Genomic DNA, 15,998 nt, shown 5'->3' with positions numbered 1-15,998 from the left:
GCCTACACACTGCACAGGCGCGCTACTACAGCCCTCCGATTAAAACCACAACTGCCATATCGTCGGCATTGCACGCTATGCGGGTGATAGTTTCTGGTGTTTGTGTTGATTTTCGCTATCCCAGGTAGTTTCGGTAACTCCCTGTTTGCGCAGCTCTACTTTGCGAATCTTGTTGGTTGAGGTGCGCGGTATCTCGTCAGCGTTGGCGAAGCGCAGGTAACGGGGGATCGCGTACCGGGGGATGCTCTTGCGGCAGTGCTCAATGATCGCTGAGGGATCCGGATCTTGATCGGAGACGATGATAGCCATGACTTCATCCTCGCCACCCTCAACATCTGCCGGGACGGCAATCACCGCACATTCGCGAATTCCCGGGTAATCCAGTAGCGCGGTCTCCACCTCGAAAGAGGAAATGTTCTCGCCGCGGCGACGGATACAATCTTTCAGACGGTCTACAAAGTAAAAGTAACCATCGGCATCCATTCGCCCTGCATCACCGGTATGGAACCAGAGGTTTTTCCACGCCTCTATGGTTTTCTCCGGCATCCGGTAATAACCGCTCATAAAGCCCGCTGAGATTCTGGGGCGTACCTGAATTTCTCCAACTTCGCCATGCGGCACGGCCAGGTCAGTGGCTGCATCGGCGATACGCACTTCAAAATATTTGCCATAGGGCTTGCCGCAGCTGCCGGGACGGGGTGCATCCAGTGGAGTAAAGAGGGGAATATTGACCTCGGACATGCCGTAAATCTCTACCATCCGGATACCGAAGCGACGTTCAAAGCGTTCGATGAATGTCGGCGCGGCGGGAGCGGCGGCGATGACTCTCAGGCAATGATCCCTCTCATCACCGGACACCGGCTGCTGGTCCACGAACTCGGTCATGACACCCAGCAGGTTGGTATGGGTGATACTGTATGTGCGGATATCCTCCAGCCAGCGTGACGCACTGAAGCGGGAGCGAATTACCGCGGTCGCACCGTTTATCAGGCAGGCGTATAGCTGCATAAACAGGCCGTTGCAGTGAAACAGCGGCATATTGACGTAGTAGGTGTCGTCTTGGTGGAAATCCAGGTTGTCGATGGTTCCCTGGCCGTACAGGTAGCAGTGTGCGTGGGGCATCATCACCGCCTTGGAGGGGCCGGTGGTGCCCGAGGTGAACATCAGGCAGGCCAGGTCCTGAAAGCTGCTTGCCGAATCGGGTGCCTGTGCGGCGTCCCCGCGCAGGGTGTCAAAGCTCGCGACCGGAATACCCAGGGTGCTCTCCAGTTCCTCAGGGTAATCCCCGGTGACGAAAACCCGAGTCAATGACTGCAGATCACCGATGATCGATGACAGTTTGGATACCTGGTCGGGGCTGCATACCAGCACGCTGCTTTCACTGAGGTTCAGCGCGTGGCTGAGAAAGCTGCCGAGCAGCTCGGTGTTCAGGCCAACCAGTACCGCATCGGCCTGATGGCAGCCCCACCAGAGCTCACAGAACTCCGCTGCATTGGGCAGCAGGGTGGCGATCCTGGCGCCGGCCCCGATGCCAGCGGCACGGAGCCCGGCGGCGACCTGCCGCGAGCACTGGTGAATATCGCGGTAGGTAAAGCCAGGGCCATCAATAAACTGAACTGCGGTCTTGTCCGGGGTTGTCGCGGCCCAGTGAGCCAGTACTTGCGGAGTGGTCCAGTGCTGGATTTCTTTCGATAAGTCGACCGTCATTTTTATACCTACTTTTTATTCACACAGCCTGAAGAATGGTGGTGCAGTTGACGACACCGCTTCCGCCGATATTCAGCACCGCGGCAAATTCCGGTTCGTCAGCGTGGGCCATACCCACGGCCTTTCCTGTCAGTTGGCGATAGGCAAAGTAATGCATGGAGGCACCGGTAGCTCCCACCGGGTGTCCCTTGGATTTGAGTCCGCCGGATAGGTTGACCCGGCAGCGTGCATCGTCACCGTACAGCCCAGAGAGGTAGTCCTCGCCTGCACAGCCCTCGTCACTGAGGCCCAGGGCCTCGAGGCAGAGCAGTTGGTTGCTGGTAAAGCAATCGTGGACTTCTACCAGATCCAGTTCGCTCACAGAGATACCCGCCTCCCGATAAGCCCTGGTGGCCGCATCGCGGGCACCTTCCAGCTTGTACAGGGCAGGGCGGCTGGAGAGAGGAAGGTAGTCGGTTGAAACTGCCCGCCCGGCAATCGCTGCGGCTCTGTCGTGTTTCAGTCCACTGTCGGCACGCACCAGTACCAGGGCCACCGCGCCATCGCTGATCGGGGAGCAGTCGTGTAAGTGCAGGGGTGCGGCAATCACAGGGTTTTTCTCCTCGGGCAGGTCGAGGATCGACTGTGCAGAAGTCAGCCCCGCAGATTCGGGCAGGCTGCCGGGCCCGAACTGGGCCAGGGGGTTGTGGATGCCGCGGGAATAATTACTGGCGGCCACGGTGGCGAGCATCTCCCGGTAACGGTCCGGCCCGATACCGTGATGTTGTCGATAAGCCTCGCCGATACGGGCGAAGAGTCCGGGAAAGGTCACTCCACTGGCGGACTCCTCCGGCCAGTAGGAGCAACGCCCCAGAATTTCAGTGACCTGTGGCGTGTTGCGCAGGGTCATCTTTTCGATTCCCACTACCAGGGCAGCGTTGATGCGTCCGGACTGGAGCGCATCGGCGGCGGCATGCAGGGCCATGGACGAGGAGGCACAGGCAGCGGTGGATTGGTGCACGGGCTTGAAGCGCAGCGCCGGATATCGCTGCAGGGCGAGGGGCCCCAGCAGCTCCTGATTGGTAAACGCACCGGGCGAGCAGCTGCCCACATAGACAGCATCGATTGCATCGGCTTCGACAGCAGCCTCTGTCAGTGCCTCACCAATCACGTCCCCGAGCATTTGCTCTACTGGGTAAGTGTCTTTCCGCTCACCGGTCTGCTTGTCTCTCCGGCTGTGGTTGCCGAAGCGGGTGTGGCCACCGCCGGAAATGAGTACGGTATCAGGCTGCATCAGTCTTTCCCCGCGTAGGCATCCAGGAATTGCTCGATGGCCTGTACGGCTTCCGGTTCGCTCAAGTCGGGCGCATGGCCGCGACCGGGAATCGTCACTGCCTGCAGGCCCGGCAGTCTCTCTTGCATGGCGGCAAAGCAATCGGCGGATAGGATATCCGAGCTCGCCCCGCGCAGGGCCAGCACCGGTGTGCCGGCAAGACCTTCAAACAGCGGCCACAGGTCCGGCGGCACGGCAGCGCTGACGTCAGATTCCACGGGGGCGGCGAGGGCAGGGTCGTAGGCCAGGACAGGCTTGCCACTTGCGTCCTCCCGGTAGAGGCGGTGCGCCATGTCCATCCAGTCCTTATCGGTATAGTTCGGGAAGGCAATACGGTTCAGGACTTCTACTGTCGCACGGGCGTCGCTCCAGGTCTCGACAGGTTTCGTCTTGCCCACATAGCCACGGATCCGTGCCAGACCGGCGGGATCAATTTCAGGGCCGACATCGTTCAGCACCACCGCAGTGATGACCTCCGGCTTGCTGCTGTTCATCAGCAGTGCCATCAGCCCTCCCATGGAGGTGCCGACAATGGAAACTTCTTTTATAGCCAGATGCGCCAGTAGGGCGAAGGTGTCTGCAACGTAACTCGGCAGCTGGTAGTGATCGGCGTTCTTGTCCCAGTCAGACAGGCCGCGCCCGCGCTGGTCAGGTACTACCACGCGGTACTGTTCAGCCAGGCGAAGGGCGAGGTGCTCAAAGTCGGCCGAGTTGCGCGTGAGACCGTGCAGGCAAAGGATCACGGGGGCCTTCTCGGTGGCCGGGCGGACATAATCACGGGCGTAGAGGGTCAGCCCATCCTCACTCGAAAAACGAATGTCGCGATAGTTATTCACGTAACGGATACCTCGAAAAACGCGCGGGGTTTTACCCCCGCGCAAGCGGGTGAATGATCAGAACTGGTAGGAGAGAGATGCCATGATCATTCTGGGATCGCCGTAGTAGCCGATCACACTGTTGGCGAGGGTTGGGAAGTTATAGCCGGCAACCCGGTATTCCTCGTCAGCCAGGTTTTTGCCATGCAGGCCAAAGGTCCACTGTTCGCTGGGACTGAGCCAGACGGCGTTGGCATCGACCACGGTATAGCCTTCCTGGTCAATTGGGGATTCTGTCTCGAACAGGAAGATCTCGCTGCGATAGGAGGCGTTGCTGTTCAACATCAGTTGGCCACCAAACATTTCCATATCGTAGGAAATACCCAGGTTGACGGTGTTCTCCGGGGTGTTGGACACCACACGCTGGTCGGCGATATTAACCGGCTGCAGAGTGCCAGGATCCACGGTAATGAATTCCTCGATCTCGGCATCGATGTACCCGTAGGTGAAATTCACGCGCAGGTTGTCAGTCAGCGCCGCGATGGACTCGATTTCGAGACCCCGAGCACTGGCCTTACCGGCATTGACCACCTGTCCCGCAAAGCTCTCGGCATTACCGTCCCCGTCGCTATCGATCAGGATGCTGGTGGTGACCTGCTGATCATCGTAATCGTTGTTAAACAGGGTCACGTTCAGGCGCATACGTCCATCCAGCAGCTGGCTTTTCATGCCGAGCTCCATGGTGCCCACGGTTTCCGGATCGAAGGGATCGCCGGAGTTCGGGTTACCCAGCAGGTTCGCCCGTGGGTCAACCCCACCGCTCTTGAAACCCTCGGCAAAAGAGGCGAAGACCATCACGTCTTCATTCACATCGTACTCGAGGCCGACGCGCGGGGAGAACTCACTCCACTCCGGGCTGCGGGTAAAGTCGGAGGCGACAATCTGGTTGTTGAAGTCACCAATTCCTGCTGTCGCGTTGTAGGACGAGAAGAAAGACTCGGTAGACTTCTCATCCTTTGTGTAACGACCGCCAACAGTCGCGGACCAGTCATCGTTGATGGCGTAGGTGCCCTGGGCATACAGGGCGGTGCTCTTGGTGTTAACAGCACCGATAGTACGGGTGCCAATCAGCGGGTTACCCGCCGCGTCGGCAAAGAGACCCTTGAAGACCTCGAGATCAAACGCCCCGGTGGCATCACCGTCGAAGTAGTAAATACCGGCTACACCATTGAAACGATCGCCGCTGTAGGTCAGCTGCAGCTCCTGGCTGAACTGCTCGTCGGTATAGCGAGTTGCCGGCGCTTCGACGAGACCCAGCTGCTGGTTGTCGAAATCAATGCTGGTAAATGTGCTGCCCTCACGCTGGGCGGTAATCGACTTCAGCACCATTGAGTCGGACAGGTCCCAGCTCATGGTCAGTGACGCACCCTCGTTCACCACTTCCTGGGTCGGGTCGATTGCGGAACGGGTATCGAACACATTATCCAGGGGGGCGGCACCGGTCACGAATTCATCGGTCAGGCGATGGCCACCGCGGTTGTTGGAGTCGTCATTGGTCTTGTCGAGGTCGAGACGTGCACTGAAATTGTCGCTCAGCTGTGCCTCGGCGGACAGGCGATAGGCGAGGGAATCCTTGTTGTAGTTTTCCTCGCCTTCATTGATCGGGCCAACGTACTCGCCGAAGCCATCACGATTCAGGCTGGCAACGGCACCGCCGATCCAGAGCCTGTCCTCAACGACTTCTGCAGAGGACGATACTTTGAGGTCGCGTTGGTTGTAGCTACCGACGGTTGCTTTCACCGAGAGCGGGGAGCTGTCACGAACGCTCTTGGTGACGTACTTGATGGCACCGCCAATGGTGTTTTTGCCGTACAGGGTGCCCTGGGGACCGCGCAGCACCTCGATACGAGCAACGTCGTAAACATCCAGCAGTGCGGCTTGCGGGCGCGCGAAGTAGATATCGTCGATATAGACACCAACGCCCGGCTCGAAGCCCCACAGCGGGTCCTGCTGGCCAACACCACGTATGTAAGCGGTGAGGGTTGAGTTTGTTGCACGGCTGGCTTCCAGCGTGACGTTCGGAGTCTGCTTCGCCACCTGATCCAGGCGGGTAATGCCCAGCTCCTGCATTTGTGACTCGCTCAGCGCGGTGACCGCTACCGGCACTTTCTGCAGGTTTTCTGCCTGTTTGCGTGCGGTAACAACCACCTCTTCCAGGGCGCCGGTATTCTCAGACTCCTGGGCGATAGCACCAAGGGTGAAGCTGATGCCCACTGCGGCAGCCAGGGGTTGTAGTAAATGATATTTTTTTTGGCTCACGGGTGATCCCTCATTCATCGCATTTTTATCGTTATCGATCAGGGCGGTGAGTACGGCTTGCCGCCGCTGAAACTCAACAGTTGTTGAATCCACATCAAGGAAAACTCATCAACTGTTGAATTGTCAAGGTATTATTTCATCAGGTGTTGAAATTTGTGTTTGTTTGCCCGCCATTTCCGAGCGGCTCAGGTCTGGAACCCCGCGCCAGACGTCGCCAGAGCTGGATGGCCAGGAAGTAGCCCACTGAAATGAGAATGCCGTAAGCGGCGGAAATGGAGGGGTTCGAGACCCCCGCGGCGAAGGTGAACAGGAGATGGGCGGCCAGCGCGATGATCGCGGCACTGCCCACTTGCCAGGCCGGCGCGGCATCTTTCCACAAAATGCCGAACAGCACCGGCACCAGCGAGGCTGCCCCCAGACCGTAGACGCCTTTCTGGGCGAAGAGGCCTACCAGGGGCGGCGGGTCGTATGCCATCCACACAGCAACGACCCCAATAACCACCAGTACAATGCGGGACAATAGCAGCCCGCGTCCCTCCTGAAATGGGCGATCGCCGGACAGCGGCTGGTAGATATCCCGCACCACCATGGCGGACAGGGCAACAAGGATACCGTCGAGGGTCGACATGCCCGCCGCAAGCAGGGTGATACCGATAAACGCCAGCAGGTAGCGACCGGCTTCACTGGAGCCGAACTCGGCCGCAATGTAGTTCGCCACCACGGCGTCCTGTTGTGGCACTTCGAGGCCGCTCAGGCGCGCGTAAAAGCCCACAAACAGCATCAGCATGAAGCAGACGATGGCCACCGCCGTGGTACCGACGAACCGGCCCACATCGCCATCGCCCTTCAGGTACAGCATCTTGGTGAGGATATGTGGCTGCAGCATCAGGGCAAAGGTGATGATGAAGCCGCTGGCGAACACCGAGAAGAAACTGAAGTAGAGGTCGCTGTCCGGGTTGGCCCAGGCGGCGAAATTCTGGTCCACAGCGTTGAGCGCCTGGAGAGGTGCCCCATCAAAATAATGCCAGCCACTGATGAAGATAAGCAGGGAAATGCCCAGCATCATCATGCCCTGCAGCGTGTTGGTGTAGGCGTGGGCGTAGGTTCCCCCCATCAGTACGTAGCTGAAGACAAAGACGGCGATCAGTACCAGTGCTGTTTGCTGGTCAATGGGGAACAGCTGTGCCAGCAGCAGGCTACAGCCAACCAGGATCAGGACCACAAATGCCAGTGACATCAGGTTGATCAGCGCGAAGAAGAGGGCGAGCGGTCGGCTTTGATAGCGGCGGTAGATCCAGTCCGGTACGGTGATGGCCCCGCCTTCTTCGCCCAGGGCGCGGAAGCGCCGGGTCAATACCAGCAGGGCGGTAATGATGCCCCCGCCACCGGCCACCGCGTAATGGATAAAGGCGGACAGCCCGTGCACGTACACAAAACCAGGATTGATTACGAAAGTGGCTGTCGAGGCCACCGATGCCGCCGTGGTGATACCGATCAGGTAGGGGTTCATATCCCGGTTACCGATGGCGAAGCCGCGGATGTTCCGGGTTTTGCGCATTCCGATCCAGGACAGCCACAGTGTCGCCAGACCGTAGCCGGCAAGACACAGATACTTGAAAATCTCGGCACTCATCGCACACCCCATTTATCGTTATGGTTGATTGCTAGTCCGCTATTGCGGGGGCGTTCCGATGATTAGATTCAACGCTTGTTGAAGTGTCAAGGGCTGAAGTATTCTTGGGGACTGTTTTATCAGTGGGCATATCGATGGCGGAAGTCGCAGAGGATTTCAGTTCGCGCAAAGACGCTGAAACCACACAAGGGAAAGCCGGGGAGGCTTCACCGAAAAGCCAGGAGCGGCGCGAGAGGATTCTCGATGCGGCCGAAGAGCTGTTCGCCACATCCGGCTTTGACGGTGTCACACTGCGGCAAATCGCCAAGCTGGCGGGCGTCGACGTGGCACTCACCAGTTATTACTTCGGCCCCAAGTTGCAGCTCTTCGACGCGGTACTGAAAAGGCGCGGCGAGATCCTCAACCGTGCACGCCTGGATGCATTGCGCAGCGCGGAGGCTGAATCGGCTCCGAATCCCCCGTCGATCGAGAGAGTGATCGAGGCATTCCTGAGGCCACTGGAGATTGCGCAGGAGAGTGAGGATCGAGGCTGGCGCAACTACTGCGCACTGATTGCCTACGTGAATAATTCCCCGGTCTGGGGCAAGAAAATGATCGGCAAGCACTTCGACAAGCTGGTGCGGGAATTTACCGCTGCCATGCAGCGCTGTTTCCCCGAGGCGCCGGCGAGGGATATCTTCTGGTGCTACCACAACCTCTCCGGTGCGCTCTCCCTGACCTTCGCCGATACCGGTCGCATCGACATCCTGTCCGAGAACGCCTGCCAGTCACACGATTTCAAATCCGCTTACGACCGGATGATTCCGTTTATGGCGGCGGGTTTTCGTGAGATCTGCGGCGGGCACTGACGGGAGGGCCCACGGTTGCTGGCAGGGTCAGCAGGGCACTGAGACGAGTTCGAGCAACGTTGTTAACCAGTTTCGGCTGCCTTTGCACCGCCTGAGGGCAGGCGGTGCGGATCGGGCTGAGTCTTTGCGACGATCAGCCCTGGGGCTTGCGAACGGTGTGAAGCACCGTGTCCCACTCGAAATACACGTAAAAGTCCTGGTATTCCCAGCGGGTAATGGCCGGGTCTCCCACCGGGCCCTGGATGCCGAGCGGTTCTCCCAGGCGGGCGTTTACCTCATCTTTTTTGAGACCGCGCATATCCTCGACATACGTTTCTTTGCCCTGGGCGCCCACGGGGATTTCAACTTCCTCTGCGGAAACGGCACTGGCGCCGGCCAGCAGGGCGGCGAGGGCAGCGGGGGCCAGCAGATGAAAGGTGGACTTCAGCATGGGTTCCTCTCCGGGATTTCTTTTTTCTCAAAGCGGCCGCCATTAAAGCAGATGTGGCGCCTGAAGGTCTGGAATGTATCACGTTTTTCCTGAAGAGCGTAACGGCTGCGGGCGGGCTTGTAGCCGAGGGTCTCTATACTCAAGGCAGGTGAATACGGACCAGGGCGGCAGGGATGCGAAGCGGACTCTCTCTATCCACACTGGGCTTGCTCTTCGGGGCGAGTTTTTTTGCGTTTTCCCTGACCCCATCGCTGATTCCCCGCACCGATATGGTCCAGGGGGCCATTTCAGGGTTTTCCTTCGCTGCGGGCTATGGCGTCGGTGTTTTCTTTTCCTGGTTCTGGAGTGCCCTTGAGTTACCCAGCCCCGCAGGCAGGACTCGCCGGTTGCTGCACTGGCTGGCGGTAGCCTTCTGTGCGCTACTGGTGCTGGGCTTTCTCTGGCAGGCCACAGGCTGGCAGAACTCTGTTCGGGCCCTGATGGGAATGGAGCCGGTCAGCGGGGTGCGGCCACTGACCATCACATTCCTCGGTGCCCTGGTCTTTCTGGTGGTGCTCGGGCTCTCCCGGCTGTTCCTGCGTACTTTCCGTTTGTTTTCCCGCAAGCTTGCAGGGCGAGTCCCCCAGCGCATCTCCATCTTCCTCGGGCTGCTGGCGGCGGTTGTCCTGTTCTGGGCCGTCACTGATGATGTGCTGCTTTCCTCTGGGCTGCACGCGACGGATAGTGTCTACAAGAAGCTGGATGCCCGGCTCGAGCCAGACCTGCCCGCGCCCAAAGAGCCCGACAAGGCCGGCGGTCCCGGATCGCTGGTGCGGTGGCAGGATATGGGGCACCAGGGGCGGCGCTACCTGGCGCTCGGCCCCACCGCGGCTGATATTGGTGAGGTCGCGGGGGAGGCGCAGGAGCCAATTCGTGTCTATGTGGGTCTCAATGCCGCTGAAACTCCGGAAGAGCGCGCCAGGCTGGCCCTCGAGGAGCTGAAAAGAGTCGGCGGCTTCGAGCGCTCGGTGCTGATATTGATTACGCCGACGGGGACCGGCTGGGTAGACCCGGGCGGCATCAACTCGGTGGAATTCCTGCACCGCGGCGATATTGCCAGTGTGGCGGCCCAGTATTCTTACCTGCCCAGCCCCATCGCGCTGATGACCGAGGGAGCGTACGGCGTGGAGACGGCAAAGGCGCTCTTCCAGGAGATTTACGGTTACTGGCGCCAGCTGCCGGCGGATTCCCGTCCCCGGCTTTACCTGTTTGGCTTGAGCCTCGGCGCCCTCAACTCGGATCGCTCCTTCGACCTCTACGACATCATCGATGATCCTTTTCATGGCGCGCTGTGGACCGGCCCGCCATTTCGCAGCGACACCTGGCGGGCAGTCACAAAGGACCGGGATCCGGGTTCACCGGCCTGGTTGCCGGAGTTTCGCGGTGGCGCCGTGATTCGCTTCGGCAACCAGGATGGGGGTTATGAGGAGGGCAGGGTGCCATGGGGCAACTTCCGTATCGCCTATCTCCAGCACGCCAGTGACCCTATTGTCTTTTTTGAACCGGAGGCTGCGCTCCGCGCGCCCGCGTGGATGGAAAAGCCCCGCGGCCCCGATGTCTCCCCGGATCTGCAGTGGTACCCGGTTGTCACCATGCTGCAGCTCGCAGCGGATATGCATGCGGGTATTGCACCGGACGGCTTTGGCCACAGCTACGCACCGGCGGATTACCTCGATGCCTGGCTGGCGCTGACAGAGCCGCAGGGTTGGAACGAGGCAGCACTGGAGCGGGTACGGCAGAAACTCCTTGAACGGAACCCCCGCTGAGTTTTGCGGCCCAATCTCTGTCGCCCCACAGGAATGTGCCCAAATGCTTGGATTTATTGGCGTTTTTCCGCTTAAATCGCCTCTATGTTAAAACCTGTCCCCCTCTATATTGGGCTGCGGTATGTGGCGGCACGCCGTCGCCAGCAGTTCATTTCCTTTATCAACGGCTTCTCCTTGCTGGGAATGGCCCTGGGTGTGATGGCGCTGATCGTGGTCACCTCAGTGATGAACGGATTCGATCGCGAGCTGAAAACCCGAATTCTCAGTGTGGTGCCTCACGGCTTTGTTGAGCGGCAGGGGGGGCTGGAAGATTGGCAGGGAATTGCCGAGTCCCTGCAACAGAAGCCCCACGTTGAAGCAGCGAGCCCATTCGTAAACGGGTTTGCGCTGCTGGGCGCGGGTGGCACCAGTCACGGGGTGGAATTCCAGGGGGTGGATCCATCGGCTCTTCGTGACGTGTCCACCGTCGGTGAGCATATGGTCAGCGGTTCTCTCGACAACCTGCAGCCGCGCAGCTACAACATCGTCCTCGGCCGGATCCTCGCCCGGCAACTCAACGCCATCGTCGGTGACAGTGTTGTCCTGACCCTGCCCGAAGTGGTTGTGACCCCGGCGGGCATCTTCCCCCGAACCAAACGCTTTACCGTAGCCGGTATCTTTTCCGTCGGCGCCCAGGTGGATCAGGGAGTCGCGCTCGTCAATATTGAAGATGCAGCGCGCCTGCTGCGCATGCCCGGAAAGGTGCAGGGCTTGCAGCTGCGGTTTGATGACATGAACAATGCGCTGGGCCGGGTGCCGGCTTATGCCGCAGATCTGGGAGAAGAATTTTCCGGCGAGGACTGGAGTCAGTCCCAAGGCAGCCTGTTCCAGGCGGTTAAAATGGAGAAGACCGTTGTCACCTTGATGCTGATGATTATCGTCGCCGTGGCTGCTTTCAATATTGTTTCCGCGCTGGTGCTCATGGTGGCAGACAAGCGTTCGGATATCGCGGTGCTCCGCACCTTGGGCCTGACCTCCCGACAGATCATGTCGGTTTTTGTGGTCCAGGGCAGTGCCATCGGCATTATCGGCGCCGTTGCCGGCGCAGTGCTGGGCACACTGATCGCGTTCAATCTGACGGACATGGTCACCTGGGTGGAAAACCTGCTGGGGGCGAAAATTTTCGATCCGCGGGTTTTCTTCGTCAGTTTCCTACCGTCGGAATTTCGCACGGCAGATGCTGTGACGGTTCTGACGGCGGCCATTCTGATGAGCCTGCTGGCGACACTTTTCCCGGCGTGGAGAGCGTCACAAATCCAGCCCGCCGAAGCACTGCGCTACGAATAAGTCGCGCGAAAATGCAACGAATAGCCCGGAAGTCAAACAATAGATGAACAGCCAAGTGGAATTGCAAACCGCCGAAGCCGCGGGCCAGGAGAAGACCCGGCGCGAAGTCGTGCTGGCCTGTCGCGCGCTGCGAAAAGACTACCGACAGGGTGGCAAGGACCTGCACGTATTGCGGGGGGTCGAGCTGGAGGTGGCAAAAGGGGAGCGACTGGCCATTGTCGGCGCCTCCGGTTCCGGCAAGTCGACACTCCTCAACCTGCTCGGCGGATTGGATACACCATCATCTGGTGAGGTCTGGGTATCCGGCAAGAACCTCGCCAGCCTCAATGCCAATGAACGGGGCTGGCTGCGCAACCGGAGCCTCGGTTTTGTTTACCAGTTTCACCACCTGCTCGGTGAGTTTTCCGCACTGGAAAATGTCGCCATGCCGTTATTGATTGGCAAGCATTCGGTGCGCGAGGCCAGGGAGGAGGCCGCCGAAATGCTGCGCGCAGTCGGCCTCGGTGAGCGCCTTACCCACAAACCGGCCCAGCTCTCCGGTGGTGAGCGTCAGCGGGTCGCCATTGCCCGAGCACTGGTCACCCGTCCCGAGTGTGTGCTGATGGATGAACCCACCGGTAACCTCGATCGCGCCACCGCCGGGGAGATCCACAGGCTGATGGACAAACTGAACCGTGAGCTGGGTATCAGCTTCGTCATCGTTACCCACGACCCGGACCTTGCGGCCTCACTAGACCGTTGTCTCCACCTGGTGGATGGCAGGCTGGAGAGCGACTGGCATCAGGGTAACCATGTTTAAGCCGCTACCAGCCTTTATCGGCCTGCGCTACGCCGGTGCCCAGCGGCGAGGTGAAGACTCTGCCGGCCTCGTCTCCTTTATTTCCGGCCTTTCCATGGTGGGTTTGATCCTGGGTGTGGCGCTCATGATCGTGGTGATGTCGGTCATGAATGGCTTCGACCGGGAGCTGCGCGATCGCATTCTCGGCATCATGCCCCACGCCACCATCTACAACGCCAGTGCCGATATCGACTGGCCCGGCCTGCGGGACCAGCTGACCGCTCATCCCGAGGTCGTTGCCGCAGCAGAGGTCTGGCAGGTAAATGCCCTGGCCCGCAAGGGGCGCGAGGTGACGCCGCTGCTGGTGCAGGGCATCAATCCGGAAACCATTGTCGATGTCTCCAATATCGGCCGCTTCCTTGAACCGGAGAGCCTCGCCGCGCTGCAATCTTCCGATGAGGCCACGGTCATTCTGGGGCGCGGCATCGCGGAAAAACTGAAGGTCACCGCGGGTGAATACGTCTCGCTGATTGTGCCCAGCAGTGATGGCGGAGACGGCGCGCGCCGGGCGGCACGAATCTCCGGTTTTCGCGTGGTGGACATTTTCCATTCCGGCACTGCGCTGGATCACTCCCTGGCACTGGTGGACTGGTCCCGGGCGCAGTATCTGGCGGGCGGGGGCTCAGGTGCCGGTGTGCAGTTGCGGCTGCACGATATGCTCGGATCCTACTTTGTGCTGCGGGATCTGGTGAATGAATTGCCGGCGCAGAATTTCTTTGGCAACGACTGGAGCAGCACCCACGGCAACCTGTACCAGGCCATTCAGATGTCACGGAACCTGGTCGGCCTACTGGTGCTGTTGATTATCGCCATTGCCGCGTTCAACGTGGTCTCCACCCTGGTGATGGTGGTGATCGACAAGCACAGCGATATCGCCATTCTCCGCACCATGGGCGCCAGCACCCGGGAAATCCTGCTGACGTTTGTCAGCCAGGGGGCCCTTGTGGGGCTTGTCGGCGCCGTGGTGGGCGGAATCCTGGGAGTCCTGGGGGCGCTGACCGTTACCGATCTGGTGGCGGGACTCGAGTCCCTGTTCGGCATCCAGTTTCTGAAGTCCGACGTTTACCCGGTCGATTACCTGCCGTCCCAGCTTCAGTGGGGCGATGTAGCGCTGGTGGTCGGTGCCGGTTTCCTGCTCAGCCTGGTCGCCACCCTCTATCCGGCCCTGCAGGCCAGCCGCGTGCAGCCGGCAGCGGCGCTGCGCAACGAGCAGTAGGCCAGGGCATGGGTGAGCGTTTCGAGTTTGATATCTACGGGCGCTTTACCCTGCTGCTGGTCAGGGAGGCCAGTGGCTGGCGGGCATTGCGCAAGGGGGAAGGGCGGTCGCGCCCCGAACTGGGCCTCAAGCTTCCCGCAGATCTGCGTGCGGAAGAGCTCCAGAGATTTCTCGATGACTGGTACCACGAGTACGCCGCGCCCGGGCGCGAGGTGCGGCTGGTGGCCTCGCTGTAACTAGTGAGGTCAGCTGATCGCGGAGCGACGCTGCGCGATTCGCATCTTCCAGCGCTTCACCACATGCCAGCGCCAGAGCCCCTGCATGGCGAAATAGGATGCCGCCGCAAAGAAGATCCCCGCCAGCAGTGAGCCGAAGAACAACGGCAGCCAGATTTTCCCCACCTCACCGGTCAGCCACTCCCACGACAGCTCCAGCTTGAAGTCCAGCGGTGGTGTGCCGAGTATCCAGGCGCCCAGCTTATAGGTGGAATAAAAGATCGCCGGCATGGTTACCGGGTTGCTGATCCACACCAGGATCATGGACAGCGGCAGATTGCAGCGGAACCACAGTGCCAGCAATGCCGCGATCACCATCTGGCCCGGCAGGGGCAGGAAGCTGGTAAAGACACCCACGGCGACAGCGGCAGACACAGAGTGCCTGTTTAGGTGGAAGAGGTTGGGATCGTGGAGCAGGCTACCGAAAAGTCTCAGGCCCTTGTTGGCGCGAACCTGATCGGGAGTTGGCAGCCAGCGCCTGATAATACTCTTCGGCATAACTCAATTAGTCCGGATACCGGCAGCCATAAACTTTGGAAACCGCCTCGGGGCGGGACTTTTTCCGCGCCGCGGTGCGGGTCTGTCACCCATCAAAAGCATAGAGTGTTCAAAGCAGGTGGGCACGGCTGACGCCCGTGCGGGCGCTATTATGCCTGCTACGTCGTTTTAAGACTACCGTGCCTTGTTAAGTCGAGTTTTGCCTTCATGTGTCAACAATGCTGCTAAAGTATGAGGGTAAATCCGGTGCCTGCCCTTGCATTACCCCTTCTTCATCAGTAGATTGTCGACAATCCTGATGTAGAGAGCACCCTATGGACCTGAGGGAAGGACAGAGCGAGATCGCCGAAGCCAGCCTGAGCCTGGCCGAGCGCCTGTTTTTGACCCTGCGGGGTGAAATTGTCGAAGGGCAAATTCCCGCTGGCAGCAAGATCAGTGAGCCGGAGCTGGCACGACGTTTCAATGCCAGCCGCGGCAGCCTGCGCGAAGCACTGATGCGGCTGGAGTCCCTCGGTCTGCTGGAGCGGCGGGTCAATGTGGGGGCGCGTGTCGTCGATCTCACCGAGCGGGGCCTGCTGGAGCTCTATGATGTCCGCGAGGCGCTGGAAGGCATGGCCTGCCGGCTGGCGGCCTTGGAGCGAACCGAAGAGGATCTGGCTGCCCTGCGGCAGATGCTAGCCCGGCATGAACAGCAGGAAGAACTGCAGGCAGGGCGGGCCTACTTTCAGCCGGAAGGGGATTTCGACTTCCACTTCCGCATCGTGCAGGCGTCCGGTAACGACCTGCTGATCGATACACTCTGCAACCGGCTCTATTACCGGGTGCGCATGTACCGCTACCAGCTGGGTATGGCCAGCCCACGGGCCAAGCGGGCCTTTCACGAACACAGTCACATCATTGAGGCCATCGAAGCCGGAGACGGCGAGCTGGCTGAAATCCTCATGCGCAGGCACATTCGCGCCTCGCGTCAGAACAT

At 59.9% G+C, this 15,998-nt stretch carries 13 protein-coding genes and 2 pseudogenes; 8 read left to right on the top strand and 7 right to left on the bottom strand.

What is annotated here, in order from left to right:
* Positions 1-75: 75 nt before the first annotated feature.
* The 5 genes from AWR36_RS04305 to AWR36_RS04285 form a co-directional block, all read right to left on the bottom strand.
* Positions 76-1,707, bottom strand: a complete 1,632-nt coding sequence (locus AWR36_RS04305; RefSeq protein WP_067081427.1) for an AMP-binding protein — start codon at positions 1,705-1,707, stop codon at positions 76-78.
* 19 nt (positions 1,708-1,726) lie between these two features.
* Positions 1,727-2,980 carry a thiolase C-terminal domain-containing protein gene (locus tag AWR36_RS04300; protein WP_067081424.1) on the bottom strand — a complete coding sequence of 418 codons (1,254 nt, stop codon included), beginning with the start codon at positions 2,978-2,980 and terminating at the stop codon, positions 1,727-1,729.
* Positions 2,980-3,855 carry an alpha/beta fold hydrolase gene (locus tag AWR36_RS04295; protein WP_067104465.1) on the bottom strand — a complete coding sequence of 292 codons (876 nt, stop codon included), beginning with the start codon at positions 3,853-3,855 and terminating at the stop codon, positions 2,980-2,982. Before AWR36_RS04295 ends, AWR36_RS04300 begins: the two co-directional genes overlap by 1 nt.
* Before the next feature lie 57 nt (positions 3,856-3,912).
* On the bottom strand, positions 3,913-6,153 hold the full coding sequence (locus tag AWR36_RS04290; RefSeq protein WP_231745239.1) for a TonB-dependent receptor: 2,241 nt from the start codon (positions 6,151-6,153) through the stop codon (positions 3,913-3,915).
* 139 nt (positions 6,154-6,292) lie between these two features.
* On the bottom strand, positions 6,293-7,786 hold the full coding sequence (locus AWR36_RS04285; RefSeq protein ID WP_067081417.1) for a sodium:solute symporter family protein: 1,494 nt from the start codon (positions 7,784-7,786) through the stop codon (positions 6,293-6,295).
* A 134-nt stretch (positions 7,787-7,920) separates the two neighbouring features.
* Between AWR36_RS04285 and AWR36_RS04280 the strand changes: the two genes are divergently transcribed.
* Positions 7,921-8,634 (top strand): TetR family transcriptional regulator, encoded by a 714-nt coding sequence (locus AWR36_RS04280; RefSeq protein WP_082679373.1) that lies wholly within the window; start codon positions 7,921-7,923, stop codon positions 8,632-8,634.
* 133 nt (positions 8,635-8,767) lie between these two features.
* Here AWR36_RS04280 and AWR36_RS04275 read toward each other — a convergent pair whose 3' ends face one another.
* The gene (locus AWR36_RS04275) at positions 8,768-9,064 is read right to left on the bottom strand and encodes a hypothetical protein (protein WP_067081415.1); all 297 of its coding nucleotides are present in this window, start codon (positions 9,062-9,064) and stop codon (positions 8,768-8,770) included.
* Positions 9,065-9,237: 173 nt separating this feature from the next.
* On the opposite strand from AWR36_RS04275, the gene AWR36_RS04270 reads away from it, so the two are divergent.
* The 5 genes from AWR36_RS04270 (at position 9,238) to AWR36_RS04250 (ending at position 14,485) form a co-directional block, all read left to right on the top strand.
* Complete coding sequence (locus AWR36_RS04270) at positions 9,238-10,869, top strand: alpha/beta hydrolase (protein ID WP_067081413.1); 1,632 nt, start codon at positions 9,238-9,240, stop codon at positions 10,867-10,869.
* 84 nt (positions 10,870-10,953) lie between these two features.
* Positions 10,954-12,195, top strand: coding sequence for a lipoprotein-releasing ABC transporter permease subunit (locus AWR36_RS04265; RefSeq protein ID WP_067081411.1), 1,242 nt, complete (start codon positions 10,954-10,956; stop codon positions 12,193-12,195).
* 43 nt (positions 12,196-12,238) lie between these two features.
* Positions 12,239-12,994, top strand: a complete 756-nt coding sequence (gene lolD / locus AWR36_RS04260) for a lipoprotein-releasing ABC transporter ATP-binding protein LolD (RefSeq protein ID WP_067081409.1) — start codon at positions 12,239-12,241, stop codon at positions 12,992-12,994.
* On the top strand, positions 12,987-14,249 hold the full coding sequence (locus tag AWR36_RS04255; protein ID WP_067081406.1) for a lipoprotein-releasing ABC transporter permease subunit: 1,263 nt from the start codon (positions 12,987-12,989) through the stop codon (positions 14,247-14,249). Before lolD ends, AWR36_RS04255 begins: the two co-directional genes overlap by 8 nt.
* Before the next feature lie 8 nt (positions 14,250-14,257).
* A complete protein-coding gene (locus tag AWR36_RS04250) occupies positions 14,258-14,485 on the top strand; it encodes a DUF7661 family protein (protein ID WP_067081404.1) in 228 nt (75 codons plus the stop codon).
* Positions 14,486-14,494: 9 nt separating this feature from the next.
* Here AWR36_RS04250 and AWR36_RS04245 read toward each other — a convergent pair whose 3' ends face one another.
* Positions 14,495-15,022, bottom strand: a complete 528-nt coding sequence (locus tag AWR36_RS04245) for a DUF2062 domain-containing protein (RefSeq protein WP_067081402.1) — start codon at positions 15,020-15,022, stop codon at positions 14,495-14,497.
* A 314-nt stretch (positions 15,023-15,336) separates the two neighbouring features.
* On the opposite strand from AWR36_RS04245, the pseudogene AWR36_RS16485 reads away from it, so the two are divergent.
* Positions 15,337-15,561 (top strand): annotated as a pseudogene (locus AWR36_RS16485) (GntR family transcriptional regulator); the annotation flags it as partial.
* Positions 15,559-15,978 (top strand): annotated as a pseudogene (locus AWR36_RS16480) (GntR family transcriptional regulator); the annotation flags it as partial. The pseudogenes AWR36_RS16485 and AWR36_RS16480, both read left to right, overlap by 3 nt.
* Positions 15,979-15,998: the final 20 nt, after the last annotated feature.

It is taken from the genome of Microbulbifer flavimaris (genome assembly GCF_001641755.2).
GTDB classification, from domain to species: Bacteria; Pseudomonadota; Gammaproteobacteria; order Pseudomonadales; family Cellvibrionaceae; genus Microbulbifer; species Microbulbifer flavimaris.
The sequence above is the reverse complement of the archived record's forward strand: the minus strand, read 5'-3'. Positions and strand labels throughout refer to the sequence as shown.

Excerpts from the sequence above, each read along its gene's own strand:
- AWR36_RS04255 (WP_067081406.1), top strand. The coding sequence starts at position 12,987 with ATGTTTAAGCCGCTACCAGCCTTTATCGGCCTGCGCTACGCCGGTGCC.
- AWR36_RS04250 (WP_067081404.1), top strand. The coding sequence starts at position 14,258 with ATGGGTGAGCGTTTCGAGTTTGATATCTACGGGCGCTTTACCCTGCTG.
- AWR36_RS04265 (WP_067081411.1), top strand. The coding sequence starts at position 10,954 with ATGTTAAAACCTGTCCCCCTCTATATTGGGCTGCGGTATGTGGCGGCA.
- AWR36_RS04280 (WP_082679373.1), top strand. The coding sequence starts at position 7,921 with ATGGCGGAAGTCGCAGAGGATTTCAGTTCGCGCAAAGACGCTGAAACC.
- AWR36_RS04270 (WP_067081413.1), top strand. The coding sequence starts at position 9,238 with ATGCGAAGCGGACTCTCTCTATCCACACTGGGCTTGCTCTTCGGGGCG.
- AWR36_RS04305 (WP_067081427.1), bottom strand. The coding sequence starts at position 1,707 with ATGACGGTCGACTTATCGAAAGAAATCCAGCACTGGACCACTCCGCAA.
- AWR36_RS04285 (WP_067081417.1), bottom strand. The coding sequence starts at position 7,786 with ATGAGTGCCGAGATTTTCAAGTATCTGTGTCTTGCCGGCTACGGTCTG.
- AWR36_RS04245 (WP_067081402.1), bottom strand. The coding sequence starts at position 15,022 with ATGCCGAAGAGTATTATCAGGCGCTGGCTGCCAACTCCCGATCAGGTT.
- AWR36_RS04300 (WP_067081424.1), bottom strand. The coding sequence starts at position 2,980 with ATGCAGCCTGATACCGTACTCATTTCCGGCGGTGGCCACACCCGCTTC.
- lolD (WP_067081409.1), top strand. The coding sequence starts at position 12,239 with ATGAACAGCCAAGTGGAATTGCAAACCGCCGAAGCCGCGGGCCAGGAG.
- AWR36_RS04275 (WP_067081415.1), bottom strand. The coding sequence starts at position 9,064 with ATGCTGAAGTCCACCTTTCATCTGCTGGCCCCCGCTGCCCTCGCCGCC.